General features: G+C 66.3%; 12 protein-coding genes. 8 read left to right on the top strand and 4 right to left on the bottom strand.

Annotation, left to right across the window (positions count from 1 at the left end; translation table 11 throughout):
- Nucleotides 1–43 precede the first annotated feature (43 nt).
- The gene (gene glgA / locus ACYU98_RS07640) at nt 44–1,255 is read left to right on the top strand and encodes a glycogen synthase (protein WP_460467611.1); all 1,212 of its coding nucleotides are present in this window, start codon (nt 44–46) and stop codon (nt 1,253–1,255) included.
- Between the two features lie 6 nt (nt 1,256–1,261).
- On the opposite strand, the gene ACYU98_RS07635 is transcribed toward glgA, so the two are convergent.
- Complete coding sequence (locus ACYU98_RS07635) at nt 1,262–2,020, bottom strand: hypothetical protein (RefSeq protein WP_460467610.1); 759 nt, start codon at nt 2,018–2,020, stop codon at nt 1,262–1,264.
- Between the two features lie 32 nt (nt 2,021–2,052).
- Here ACYU98_RS07635 and ACYU98_RS07630 point away from each other — a divergent pair, with 32 nt between their 5' ends.
- The 4 genes from ACYU98_RS07630 to ACYU98_RS07615 all read left to right on the top strand — a co-directional run bounded on the left by ACYU98_RS07630 (nt 2,053) and on the right by ACYU98_RS07615 (nt 6,186).
- Nucleotides 2,053–2,838, top strand: coding sequence for an ABC transporter ATP-binding protein (locus tag ACYU98_RS07630; RefSeq protein WP_460467609.1), 786 nt, complete (start codon nt 2,053–2,055; stop codon nt 2,836–2,838).
- A 9-nt stretch (nt 2,839–2,847) separates the two neighbouring features.
- A complete protein-coding gene (locus ACYU98_RS07625) occupies nt 2,848–3,612 on the top strand; it encodes a sulfite exporter TauE/SafE family protein (protein WP_460467608.1) in 765 nt (254 codons plus the stop codon).
- Entirely contained in the window at nt 3,609–4,418 is an 810-nt protein-coding gene (locus tag ACYU98_RS07620) for a TrmH family RNA methyltransferase (RefSeq protein ID WP_460467607.1), read from the top strand. Before ACYU98_RS07625 ends, ACYU98_RS07620 begins: the two co-directional genes overlap by 4 nt.
- A 91-nt stretch (nt 4,419–4,509) precedes the next feature.
- On the top strand, nt 4,510–6,186 hold the full coding sequence (locus tag ACYU98_RS07615) for a hypothetical protein (protein ID WP_460467606.1): 1,677 nt from the start codon (nt 4,510–4,512) through the stop codon (nt 6,184–6,186).
- A gap of 74 nt (nt 6,187–6,260) precedes the next feature.
- Here ACYU98_RS07615 and ACYU98_RS07610 read toward each other — a convergent pair whose 3' ends face one another.
- Complete coding sequence (locus ACYU98_RS07610; protein ID WP_460467605.1) at nt 6,261–6,635, bottom strand: DUF3037 domain-containing protein; 375 nt, start codon at nt 6,633–6,635, stop codon at nt 6,261–6,263.
- Entirely contained in the window at nt 6,632–7,399 is a 768-nt protein-coding gene (locus ACYU98_RS07605; RefSeq protein WP_460467604.1) for a HipA family kinase, read from the bottom strand. The genes ACYU98_RS07610 and ACYU98_RS07605 overlap by 4 nt, the downstream gene beginning before the upstream one ends.
- Before the next feature lie 68 nt (nt 7,400–7,467).
- Between ACYU98_RS07605 and ACYU98_RS07600 the strand changes: the two genes are divergently transcribed.
- Together ACYU98_RS07600 and ACYU98_RS07595 are read left to right on the top strand one after the other, a co-directional pair.
- Nucleotides 7,468–8,244 (top strand): lysophospholipid acyltransferase family protein, encoded by a 777-nt coding sequence (locus ACYU98_RS07600; protein WP_460467603.1) that lies wholly within the window; start codon nt 7,468–7,470, stop codon nt 8,242–8,244.
- Nucleotides 8,245–8,281: 37 nt separating this feature from the next.
- Nucleotides 8,282–10,381, top strand: coding sequence for a RecQ family ATP-dependent DNA helicase (locus ACYU98_RS07595; protein ID WP_460467602.1), 2,100 nt, complete (start codon nt 8,282–8,284; stop codon nt 10,379–10,381).
- 148 nt (nt 10,382–10,529) lie between these two features.
- On the opposite strand, the gene ACYU98_RS07590 is transcribed toward ACYU98_RS07595, so the two are convergent.
- On the bottom strand, nt 10,530–10,955 hold the full coding sequence (locus ACYU98_RS07590) for a hypothetical protein (RefSeq protein ID WP_460467601.1): 426 nt from the start codon (nt 10,953–10,955) through the stop codon (nt 10,530–10,532).
- 591 nt (nt 10,956–11,546) lie between these two features.
- Here ACYU98_RS07590 and ACYU98_RS07585 point away from each other — a divergent pair.
- The gene (locus ACYU98_RS07585) at nt 11,547–12,935 is read left to right on the top strand and encodes a DNA polymerase IV (protein WP_460467600.1); all 1,389 of its coding nucleotides are present in this window, start codon (nt 11,547–11,549) and stop codon (nt 12,933–12,935) included.
- Nucleotides 12,936–12,957 lie beyond the last annotated feature (22 nt).

Genomic DNA, 12,957 nt, shown 5'->3' with positions numbered 1-12,957 from the left:
TTCGAATCGTCTCGCTCGACAGGACACCGAGTAGGTTCGAATCATGCGAGTGGACGTGTTGACCAAGGAATACCCACCCAACATCTACGGCGGCGCCGGGGTCCACGTCGCCGAGCTGGTTCGGGCGTTGCGCGACGAGGACCACCAGGTGGTCGTCAGGGCTTTCGGGAAACCGGTCGAAGAGGCCGACACCTACGGCTACCCCGACTTGCCGGAGTTGGCTGACGCGAACGCCACCCTGAAGACCCTCGGGGTCGACCTGAGCATCGCCCAGGCCTGTGCCGGAACGGATGTGGTGCACTCCCACACCTGGTACGCCAACATGGCCGGCCACCTCGCGTCGCTGCTGCATGGCGTTCCCCACGTCATCACCGCGCACAGCCTCGAGCCATTGCGGCCGTGGAAGGCAGAACAGCTCGGCGGCGGCTACCGCGTCTCGTCCTATGTGGAGAAGACGGCCTACGAGAACGCCGCCGCGATCATCGCGGTGAGCGACGGTATGCGCCAGGACGTGCTGCGCAGCTATCCCAACCTCGACCCGCAGAAGGTCCGGGTCATCCACAACGGCATCGATTCGCAGCTGTGGCAGCGAGATTCGTCAGATAAGGCGAAGGACGTCGTACGAGGTCAGGGCCTCGACCCCGAGGCGCCGTCCGTGGTCTTCGTTGGCCGCATCACCCGCCAGAAGGGTCTGCCCTACCTGCTGCGCGCCTGCCGAGAACTGCCGGGCGACACCCAGCTCGTTTTTTGTGCTGGCGCACCCGACACACCTGAGATTCTCCAGGAGGTCAAGGGACTGGTCGACGAACTGCGTACGGCGCGGTCCGCCCCCGTGGTCTGGATCGACGAAATGCTGCCGCGCGCCGACATCATCGCCATCTTGTCCGCAGCGACTGTGTTCGTCTGCCCCTCGGTCTACGAACCTCTGGGCATCGTCAACCTCGAGGCCATGGCGTGCGAGGCGGCTGTGGTGGCCACCGCGACCGGCGGTATCCCGGAGGTCGTCGACGACGGCAAGACCGGATGGCTTGTGCCGATCGAGCAGGTGAGTGATGGCACCGGCACTCCGGTTGACCCCGACGGGTTCGTCGCTGATCTCGCTCGCGTCTTGACCGAAGCCGTCTCCGACCCCGCAGAGGCTCGGCGGCGTGGTCAGGCCGGCCGGCAGCGCGCCGTCGACCACTTCGGGTGGGAAGCGATCGCGCAGAAGACTGCCGCGGCGTACGCGGAGATCGTCCGCGACCACCGCGGCTGAGCAGCGCTACCCGCGCGGCGGCAGCATCCCGGCCAGCGCCAGCGCGGCCAGGTTGGTCGCATCGGCCAACGCCTTATCCGCAGTGGATCGCAATCCGTAGAGCAGATCGCCGCGGGCTCGATGCGCCCCGGCGCCCGCTGCGGGGTCCTGCTCCAGGGCTGTGTCGGCGGCGGCTGAAACAGCACCCGCGGTCCAGATGATCCTGGCCAGCCGCCCGGGCACCTCGGCCGGAAGACCCCAGCGCCGGTCCAGTTCGGCCGCGGCATGGGCGCGCTCGGCGGCGGTCTGCCAGGGAACGGCGTCGATGTCGGCGAGTTCCCTGGTGGCGGACGCAATCTCGCGGGTCAGCTCGCGTTCGATCGCCGATTCGTCGAGCATCTCGATCCGGTGGATCGGCGTCGGCAGGCAGTCGTACGCGGTCAGGACGGCGAGCCACCCCGCATCGTCCTGCGGACCGTACGTCGACAGTTCCGGAACGAGCGCTCCTCCGAGCATCGGGACGTAAACGCACTCACCCGCCTCGACCGCGGCGGTGTGGAGAGCGGGACTGCACTTGGGTAGCCCGACCAGATTTCCGGGGTGGGGCAATGCGCAGAGCAGCACCCGCTCACCGAGCGTTGGCCAGTCGCTGAGGCGCTGCAGGTCGCCGGTGACCTCGTCGATGTCTGGGAAAGCCCGCTGAATCAGAGCCTGCGCGGGTGCGTTGCCGTTCCACACGGCAGTTGCCCACAAGCTCAGCCGGACGGACGCGGGGAGGGTCGGCATCCGTTCATCGTAGGTGCCATAAGGTCGGGGCCATGAGCGATGTGTTGGCGTTCGCCGGAGTCAGCGTCGTGCGAGGCAATAAGAAGTTGCTCGACGACGTCAGCTGGGAGATCGAGGAGGGCGAGCGCTGGGTGGTGTTGGGCCCCAACGGCGCTGGCAAGACCACCCTGCTGCAGGTCGCGTCCTCCCGGATGCACCCCACGACCGGGGTCGCCGGGATTCTCGGCGAGGTTCTCGGCGCGGTGAACGTCTTCGAACTCCGTCCGCGGATCGGACTGTCGTCGGCCTCGATCGCCGAGCGCATTCCCAATGACGAGCGCGTCAGCGACGTCGTCGTCACCGCGTCCTACGGGATCGTGGGTCGGTGGCGCGAGAACTACGACGCGTTCGACCACGACCGCGCGAAGGAACTGCTCGAGACGCTGGGCGCCGCCCACCTGATCGACCGGCGCTACGGAACGCTCAGCGAGGGTGAGCGAAAGCGCGTACAGATCGCTCGTGCCTTGATGACGGACCCCGAACTGATGCTTCTGGACGAGCCCGCGGCCGGGCTCGACCTCGGCGGCCGGGAGGACCTCGTACGACGGTTGTCGGCGTTGGCGAACGACCTCGCGGCGCCCGCAATGGTGCTGGTCACTCACCACGTCGAGGAGATCCCGCCCGGATTCACCGACGTCTTGTTGTTGCGCGAGGGAGCCGTTGTTGCGCAGGGACCGCTCGAGGTCACGCTCACCGCGGAGAACCTGAGCACCACCTTCGGCATGCCGCTGGAGCTGGACCGTCATGGCGATCGTTGGAGCGCCCGGGCTGCCCGGTAGCCTGCCGCAATGCCTTGGACCGAAGCGCTCCTGATCCTGCTCGCAGGCGTCGGAGCGGGTGCGATCAACACCATCGTCGGCTCGGGCACCCTGCTGACCTTTCCGACGCTGTTGGCGTTCGGATTCCCGGCCGTTACCGCGAACGTGTCGAACACTCTCGGCCTGGTGGCCGGCGGAATCAGCGGAACGTGGGGTTATCGGCGCGAGGCCGCTCAACTGAAGGACCTGCTGCGTCGCGTGGCGCCGATGAGCTTCGTCGGTGCGGTGATCGGCGCCCTCCTGCTGATCGTGCTCCCGTCGGCGGCGTTCGACGCGATCGTGCCGGTGCTGATCCTGCTCGGTGTCTTGCTGGTGGCCTTCGGTCCGAAGCTGCAGCGTTGGGCGGCCGCCAACCATGCCGAGGTGGAGACGCCCACCCGCAAGGTCTTGCTGCTGGTGGGAATCCTGATCGCGGGAATGTACGGCGGTTATTTCGGTGCAGCGCAGGGCGTGTTGCTGATGGGCATCATGAGCGTGTTGCTCACCCAACCGCTGCAGCGACTCAACGGCGTGAAGAACGTGCTCGGCACCATCGTCAACTCGGTCGCCGCGATCACCTTTATCGTCGTTGCCCGCGACGAAATCCATTGGGGCGTCGCCGGATTGATCGCGGTTGGCTCGCTGATCGGTGGTTTCATCGGGTCGGCCGTCGGGCGCAAACTGCCGCCGACGGTATTGCGCATCTTCATCGTCATTGTCGGGCTGGTTGCTATCGCGAACCTGTTGCTGAGATGACAATCATTCGGATCGAGGACCCCACCGACGAGCGGGTCAAGGACTACTTCCGACTCACCGATGTCGCGTTGCGCCGGGTGCTCGAACCCGAGCAGGGCCTCTACCTCGCCGAGAGCGAGAAGGTGATCCGCCGCGCGCTGGCGGCCGGACATCGACCTCGCTCCTACCTGATGGCCGAGCGCTGGCTGGACGATCTTTCCGACCTGATCGCGCAGGCCGACGCTGACGGCACCCCGGTCTACGTGGCCGAACCCACGGTGATCGAGTCGATGACGGGGTTCGACATGCACCGCGGCGCGTTGGCCTCGATGCACCGCCCGGTGCTGCCGGACTGGCGTGATCTGGCGGCGGGGGCGAGCCGGCTGCTCGTGGTCGAAGACGTCGTGGATCACACCAACGTGGGCGCGATTTTCCGCGGTGCCGCGGCGATGGGCGTCGATGCGGTGTTTGTCACTCCGCGCTGCGCCGACCCGCTCTACCGCCGGTCTGTCCGAGTCTCGATGGGCACCGTCTTCCAAGTCCCCTGGACCCGCATCGATCCGTGGCCGCAAGCGATCGGTGAGTTGCGCGAATCTGGTTGGTACGTCGGTGCGCTCGCCCTCGACGACGGCGCCCGTACGCTCGATGAATTGGCCGCAGATCTGCCCGAACGGCTGTGTTTGGTGCTCGGCGCCGAGGGCGACGGACTGTCACGGCGTACGGTCGCCAGTAGTGACGCCGCAGTGTGCATCCCGATGGCAGGTGGCGTTGACTCCTTGAACGTCGCTGCGGCCTGCGCCGTTGCCCTGTGGGCGACGCGGCGCTGACCCAAACCATCCTCCCCAAAACCCACCGCAGGCCTGGCGTCCCGCGTAGTTTCGAAGAAGCACGCGATCCATCAACGCCGAGGAGTGAAACATGACCGGCAGCATCATCGCGATCATCATCGCGATCATCGTGGTTTTGGCCATTCTGGCCCTGATCGCAGTTCTCATGTCGAGCAAGAAGAAGAACCAGCAGCGCGAACAGGCTCAGCAGTTGCGGCAGGGCGCGGCCCAGTACGAACCCCAGTTGCAGAACCAGCAGCAGGCGGCGGCTCAGGCGCAGCAGGAAGCCGACCGTCATCGCGCAGAGGCGGATCGCGCCGCGGCGCAGGCCCGAGAAGCGGAGCAGCGCGCGGCTGCAACGCAGCAGCAGACCGACGGTTTGCGGCAGGACTACGAACAGCAGCATCGCGAGGCGGACCGACTCGACCCCGACGTGAAGACCGATAGCGAGGGCAACCGGGTCGATGGTTCCGCGCCGGGAGACCTGTCTGACTCTGACCAGCACACCCAGGCGGCTGCGTACGGCGGCCGAGACACCGGCGCGAACCCGGACACCGCCGACCGTTTCGCCGACAACAACAGCAACGACAACAACTGGGGGACCAACGACGCCTCCGACGAGCGGCACGACACCGAGTCCCGTGGCGCAACCGCCGCGGCCGCCGGAGCCGCCGGTTCCTACGCGCTTCCGCACGACCGGGAAGCCGGACACGTCGCCGACTCGGCTGCCGCGCCTGTAGCGGCAGACAGTGAACCGGCCGCCTACTCGGGCGCCGAAAACACGCGTGGCGGAGACTTCAGCGACGGACTGCACGGCGGCAACTTCCACGGACAACGCGACTCAGCGCGGGACGCCGCGCACGAACCGAATGAGCGCGAGCGTGGCCTCGCTGGACTGCGCCCCGCCCCCGAACACGAACACGATTCGCAGGGTGGATTGGCAGGAACGGCTGGCGCCAACGCCGCTGGTGGCCGCGACCACCACGGCGGCTACGACGAACAGGGCCAGGGCGACCTGGACTTCCACGACGGTCTTGCCGGCGGCAGTGGACCGACCCCGCGGGATACGCAGACGAGTGACGTCCACGATGCCGGCACGACAGCGATGCCGGTGATCAACGATGAGCAGGGCCAGCAACCGACCCCCGCCTCGGATGGCGGTTGGTATCAGCAGCAGGAGACCGATGCGGCAGCGGCGACTCCGCAGGCCGGCGGCGCGGCCGAACGCCGAAGCGACGTGCACGACGTCGGCACCACTGCGATGCCGACGATTGATCAGCAAGACCAACAGGCCGGTGGCTACCAGCAAGACCAGCAGCCCGGTGGCTACCAGCAAGACCAGGTGAGTCAGCCCGACGCACCGCGATCCGCTGACTCCGTCGGCGACCCGAACCAGGCGCAGGGCCAGCGCCCGTGGTGGCAGGAGGAGGGTGCCGACGGTGCAGCCGCACCGCAAGCACCGACTGCACCGGGATCTCCGGCGGCCCCCGCGGCTCCGGCATCGTCGGGTTCGACGCCGGTTGGTCACGCGAACTCATCCGCGGCTCAGCCTGGCGTGCGTGACAGCGACTCGCCCATTGGCCGGACCGCCGATCAGAGTGGCGTCGAGCACGATGCAGGTTCGTCCAATGCAGGTTCGTCCAATGCAAGTTCGTCCAATGCAGGTTCGTCCGATGCCGGCCAGGCGGACGACGGATCAACGCACGAATCGATCGGTGACCGCATTCGCCGGATGCGCGATGACCTGCGCGGTAACGACGAGCGCTGAAGAACCGCACTGAAACCAGTACTGAAGAAGGGCGAGCCGAATGGCTCGCCCTTCTTCATGTCACTCGACCGAGGTCAGCCGACCACTCGATCCAGCAATCGAGCCAGGTCGGCGGCGGGGTCCGCCGTACGACCGCCGTGCACGGGCCCTGGCTGAACCACCGTGCTGCGCGGTGCGGTGAGCCAGCCGAAGCGCGGCCCCAGCGCAGTGATCTGCGGTCGTCCCGCCGGCGACTGGCCGGCAGCGCATTCCGCAAGCACCTTCAACGCGCTCTCCACATCGATCAGATCCACGTCCGGAGCAAGCTGGGTCAGCAGTGCCGGGCGCAAGCGCCAACGGACCTCTAGGAAGTCGGCCATCTGGGCGTACATGACGACGCCGACGTTGAGGAATTCCTCGCGTTCCACGGCAGGAACGAATCGCAGCGCGGCCCACTGATAGCCGATCACGCCACACCGCCGGGCAGCCATGCCGCCGGGTTCGCCAGCCGGGCCCGCAGGAAGCGGACGTACATCTCCCGTACGGCATCCGGTGTAGTCATTGCATCGGTCGGCTCGAGCCATTCGTCCGGGACATCGGCGAGGATGTCGGCGAGTGCCTGTTCCGTGAGCACTTCGGTTGCACGCTGCTGTACGCCGCCAAGATCCGTCGCGACGGGCCGGAGCACATGTGTATCCGCATCAAAGGCTTGCGCCACGAAACGTTGCGGGTCGGGCGTGCGCGAGGGCCACGAGTGATGGAAGTAAAGCGCGGCGCCGTGATCGATGGCCCAGGTGTTGCCACCCCAGCGCAGCAGGTTCGGATTGCGGGGCGTGCGGTCAATATTCGCCGTGAATGCGTCGATCCAAAGGATCGCGTCAGCTTCGTCCGCCGGTGGCGGGCGGGTCCCGTCGTAGTCGAAGGCGCCCGGCAGGAAGTCCATGGCCAGATTACGGCCCAGGGAAGCGGTAAGCAGATCCTGGACCTCCTCATCGCGCTCGTACTTCGCGATGGCCTCGGGCAGGTCGATCAGCTTCAGCTCCGGAATCCGAACTCCCAGCCGTCGCCCGATCCCGGCGACGACGATCTCGGCCACCAGGGCCTTGACGCCTTGTCCGGCGCCACGGAACTTGATCACCCAGGTGCCGTCGTCGTCAGCCTCGACCACTCCGGGCATCGAGCCGCCCTCCCGCAGCGGGATCAGGAAACGCACGGCGGCGATGGTGGGGAGCACGCCGGTCAGTGTAGTGACGCCGCGGACAGATGCTTGGTCGTCGGACCGACACCCGTACGCTGACGCCTATGGAACCGGTCTACGCGCCAGTACTCGTTGTTGCCAAGAGCTTGTTCGCCGCTCAGGGTCTCACCATCACCCGCTCCGGGCAGGAGAACATTCCGCGATCTGGCGGTGCAGTCGTGGCTATGAACCACTTCGGTTACATGGACTTCGCTCTGGCCGGTGTGCCGTTCGACGACGTCGACCGGATCGTTCGGTTCATGGCGAAGAAGGAGGTTTTCGACGCGAAGGGCGTCGGATTCCTGATGCGCGGGATGAAGCACATTCCGGTCGACCGCTCGGCCGGCGCGGAAGCTTATCGCGAGGCCGTCAAGGCTCTGCAGTCCGGCGAGCTGATCGGGGTGTTCCCCGAGGCAACGATTTCGCGGGCCTTCGAACTCAAGGAGTTCAAGAGCGGTGCGGTGCGCATGGCGCAGGAGGCTGGCGTTCCGCTGCTGCCGGTGACCCTCTGGGGCTCCCAGCGGATCTGGACGAAGGATCATCCGAAGCGGTTGGGCCGCACCAAGATTCCGATCACGATCACCATCGGCGAACCGATGGCGGTAGGCGCGGACGACGACATCACGGCCCGTACGCAGGACCTCAAGGTGACGATGAAGCGGATGCTTGATGAGGCGAAGGCCGGCTACGAACCGTTGACCGGCGCTGACTCGGTTTATCTGCCGCAGCAGCTGGGCGGCACCGCCCCGTCGTTGGAGCAGGCTGCTCGCCTGGACGAGCAGGAGCGGCAGCAGCGCGCCGAGCGTAAGGCGGCCAAGGCAGCCGAGCGCGCGACGGGCTGACCGGCAGGTTGTCGGTGCTGCGTGGCACGGTGGTCATATGACCGCTTCCACCGATGTCCTCAGCCCCGCTGGCCGACGTGTTCTGCAAGCCCTCGCTGGCCCCGATGCCGCGCTGCGCGACGGCCAGGGTGAAGCGATCGGTGCGCTCGGTGAACCGGGTGCGCGGGTGCTCGTGGTGCAAGCCACCGGTTGGGGAAAATCGGCCGTCTACTGGGTGGCCACCGCGACCCGGCGTGAGCAGGGTGCCGGTCCAACGCTGGTCATTTCACCGTTGCTGTCCCTGATGCGCGACCAGGTGGCCGCCGCGGCGAAGGCCGGTCTGCGTGCAGCCACCCTGAATTCCTCGAACGTGGGGGAGTGGGAAGCGATCGAGGCCGAGCTGCGGGCCGATTCGATCGACGTCCTGCTGGTCTCGCCGGAGCGCCTGGCGAACCCGACCTTCGGGCGCCGGGTGCTCGATGCCTTGGCCGGCCGGCTCGGTCTTGTCGTGATCGATGAGGCCCATGCGGTGTCCGACTGGGGTCACGACTTCCGTCCCGACTACCGGCGCGTGGTCGACGTGCTGGGAGACCTGAATCCCGATACTCCGGTGCTTGCCACGACGGCCACCGCCAACGAGCGTGTGGTGGAAGACGTTGCGGCTCAACTGGGTTCCCACACCGCCGTGATCCGTGGCCCGCTTGCCCGACGCAGTCTGACGTTGTCCGTCACCCCGCCGATGGACCCGATCGCGCGGTTCGCCTGGCTGGCCGATCACCTGCCGCAGCTGCCTGGCTCGGGAATCATCTACACCCTCACCGTCGCCGATGCGGCCCGGCTCGCTGAGGTGCTCAACAACCGCCACGGCAACGATCCGGCGCTGCGAGTTGCGGCCTATTCCGGCATGTTGGACGGCAGCCAGCGCGAGCAACTCGAGGACGACCTGCGAGAGAACCGGCTCAAGGCGTTGGTTTCGACCTCGGCGCTCGGCATGGGTTATGACAAGCCGGATCTGGGTTTCGTGGTCCACATCGGCGCCCCACCGTCCCCGGTTTCCTACTACCAACAGGTCGGCCGTGCCGGTCGCGCGATCGACCACGCCTTGGTGGCGCTGCTGCCATCGGCTGCCGACCAGAACGTCTGGGACTACTTCGCCACCGCCACGATTCCCAAACCGGCAGAGGTCGAAAGATTGTTAGCCGCGCTTTCCCAGTCGGTGGATCCGCAGTCCATCCCGACGTTGGAGGCCGAGACCGGGCTGCGCCGAACCCGGGTGGAACTCTTGCTCAAGCAGTTGGCAGTCGACGAGATCGTCGACCGCGGCGCGTCCGGGTGGACCGCCACTGGCAAACCGTGGACCTACGACGCGGCCCACTACGACTCGGTGCTGGCCACCCGGCGGCGCGAGGCGGAGATCATGCAGCGCTACATCCGCGGGGAGAGTTGCTTGATGCAACTGCTCCAGGAGTCCTTGGACGACCCGACCGCCGCCCCGTGTGGCCGCTGCTCGGTCTGTGTCGGTGGGCTGCCCGATGGCCTGCGCGCCGCGCCCTCCGACGACACGCTGGTGGCCACCCGCCGTTCGTTGCGCACCACTCGCCACCTGCTCGAACCACGCAAGATGTGGCCGGGGGGCGCCTTCGGCACCCGTGGCCGGATCCCACCGCAGTTGCAGGCCGACCTGGGCCAGGTGTTGGTGCATGCCGATGCTCCCGAGTGGGGCGACGAACTGCGCGGCTGCCTGGGCCAGGGGTCTGCGGCCTCTTCCGACCTGCTCGACCACGCCGTCCGAACGCTGGCCGACTGGAAGAACAGTTGGGCGCAACGGCCAACCTGTGTCATTTCGATCGCCACCGCGGCAAACAGCGACCTGGCCACCTCAGTTGCCGAGCATCTGGCCGGCGTAGGCCGGTTCCCCCACGCAGCCTGGCCGGCCACTGCTGTCTCTGGCGACCAGCCAGGAGGACAAGAGGCGGCCGGGTGGCGAGAACAGCTCGCCGGTGGTCCGCCGACTGATGTCGCGGGCCAGACCGTCCTGCTGGTGATCGACCGCACGGCCTCCGGGTGGGTGGCAACGGTCGCCGCTGCCGCGCTGCGCGACCACGGCGCTGATCGCGTGCTACCGCTGGTGATCCACCGCACGGTTGGTGGCTCCTGAAGCAACCCCGTCGTCGCGTGGGACATGCCAGGCGCCAGGTCGACGCTGGGCCGGGCCCGTTCTTCAGTCGGTCGCTGAGACAGGGATTTCGCCGTCGACATCGAAACGTCGGCTTCGGCCAACCCTTCGCCACGGCAACAAATACGAATTATCGGTCCCTGCTCACGCTGCTGATTCCGATGTTTTCCGCAACAAACGCACCATCGTAGGTCACGATCGAATTGAATGACCAGTCATCCAACACCGCCATCTGGCCATCCCCGACGTCGGAAATGCAGACTTTTTCCGCTGTTGGGAGTTTGTATCCAGCGGTATTGGCAAAGTAGTTCACGACGCCGATCGGCGGGTACCACGGAGTCCTGCCCTTTGCATGGCGAGTTGCTTGAAGACTAAAAATCCCTCCACGCTCTGGGGCCCACAATTCCACCGTACGGGCAAAGAACTTGACGATGCTCGCCCTATCAATGGGGGCGACAGTTTCAAATGCCACTCTGAACGAGTTGTGGTCTGTGGATTCGTCTCCGTCTTTAAAGGAGAAACTCGCTCCATTTTCGCCATTAGCGCGATCGCCCACAGCGGATCCGACCTGTGCTGCAACTCCCCATCGGTCGACACTTCTCCCGTCGCCGTCGCGCTGTCGTCTAGATTTCAGTGCAACCGTAAGCTCGTCGACGCCTACCGGGAGAGTATCTGTGGGGTCTGTCGATCCTATTTCATCCGCTACTAGAAACCAATGGAGATCTCGCGAATCCAGCGCCGAGAGCGCGGCGACCGTTTCAAGTACACTCTCGGAAATTTCTGATAGTTCTCTTGCTCGAGGGCCCAAGAAAAGTCTAAGGCTTACGCGGCCGAGAGATTCCTCAAAGGCATAGCCCCCGTCTAGCTTTCGCGCTTGGCTTGCTCCTCGGATATCCATTGTTAGCCCTCTAATTCGACGAACTCAACATTTATGTCACTGCTACCCGGGTGGTCGGCCAGGAAGTCGTCTACGGCGTCCGGCGGACCCGCTTCGTGAATCCTCGACGACCCAACCGCCACGTCATCAGCCGTGGCGGCACCGCCGTCGACAACTGAACCCGTCTTCGCGCGGGCGCAGCCGGGCACCGGGTCGACGTTGGGCCGTGCCCGTTCTTCAGTCGGTCGCTGAGGCGGGGATGATGAACCAGTGAGACGTCGACCGAGTGTGCTTCACCTCGACCTTGACGCTTTCTTCGCTGGGGTGGAGCAACGCGACAAGCCGAGCTTGCGTGGCAAACCGGTCGTGGTCGGCGGAACAGGCGGGCGCGGCGTCGTGGCGACCGCCTCGTACGAAGCCCGTGCCTTCGGCGCCCGGTCGGCGATGCCGACTGCGCAGGCCCGCCGGCTGTGTCCGGCCGGAACCGCCTTTCTCAGCCCACGGTTTCGCGCCTATCAAGCCTCCAGCGGCATCGTGATGGACTTGCTGCGCGAACTGTCGCCGGTGATCGAGCAGGTCTCGGTCGACGAGGCCTACGTCGACCTCGATCACAGCGACATCGTCGACTTCGACGAGGAAGCGCTGACCGCGCGGCTGCGCATGCTGCTCGACCGGATCCACGACCGCACCGGCGGCTTGACCGCCTCGGTTGGGGTCGGCTCGTCCAAACAGATGGCCAAGATTGCCTCCGAACTCAAGAAACCCAATGGGTTGGTCATCGTGCCCGCCGGGAGCGAGGAGGAGTTGCTGGCGCCGATGAAGGTCCGGGTTCTCGGCGGAGTCGGTCCGGTCACCACCGAACGGCTGCGCTCCTTCGGCGTCGAGACGGTCGCCGATCTGCAGCGGATGGCGGTGTTAGACCTCGTCAGCATCTTCGGCGATTCCCACGGAAATGCGTTGCATCAGATGGCTTTTGCCCGTGATGACCGACCGGTCGTCACCGAGCGCGAGGCCAAGAGCATCTCGGCCGAGGAGACCTTCCCGAGCGACGTCACCGACGCGGCGCTGCTCGACCGCGAACTCGGCCGCCTCGTTGAACGGGTCACCGCTCGCCTGACCGACCACGGCTCCTTCGCTCGAACCATGACGATCAAGGTGCGCCACGGCGACTTCTCCACCTTCACCCGCTCTGAAAGCACCCTGCACCCCACCGGCGATCTGACCACGATTCTGGCTGTTGCCCGCCGGCTGCTCGCTGCGGCTGACACCGAAGGAGGGTTGCGGCTGCTTGGTTTTGGAGTCTCCGGTCTATCGCCGCATGCCCAGGAACGGTTCGCCTTCGACGACGAGACGATCGTCGACTCCGCGCCGGAAGCCGCGGTCACCGCGCACGATCTTGGCGAAGGGTGGGGCAAACACGCCACCAGCATCGCTCCGGGCGCCGACGTCCACCACGAACTGCACGGCGCGGGCTGGGTGTGGGGCAGCGGCCTGGGGCGAGTGACAGTGCGATTCGAGGGTCCGACCACCGGCGCAGGCCCGATCCACACCTTCCGGATCGACGATCCGATGCTCACACCGGCTGACCCACCTGACTGGCGAACGGATGTGTCCTCGACCACACCCAGCGTGACGGAGGGAGAACAGTCCCGCGGATGAGTCGGGCTGACTAGGGTGGCAC

This window comes from Calidifontibacter terrae (assembly GCF_054778835.1).
Note: the sequence above shows the minus strand (reverse complement) of the source record. Positions and strands in the feature narration are given on the sequence as shown.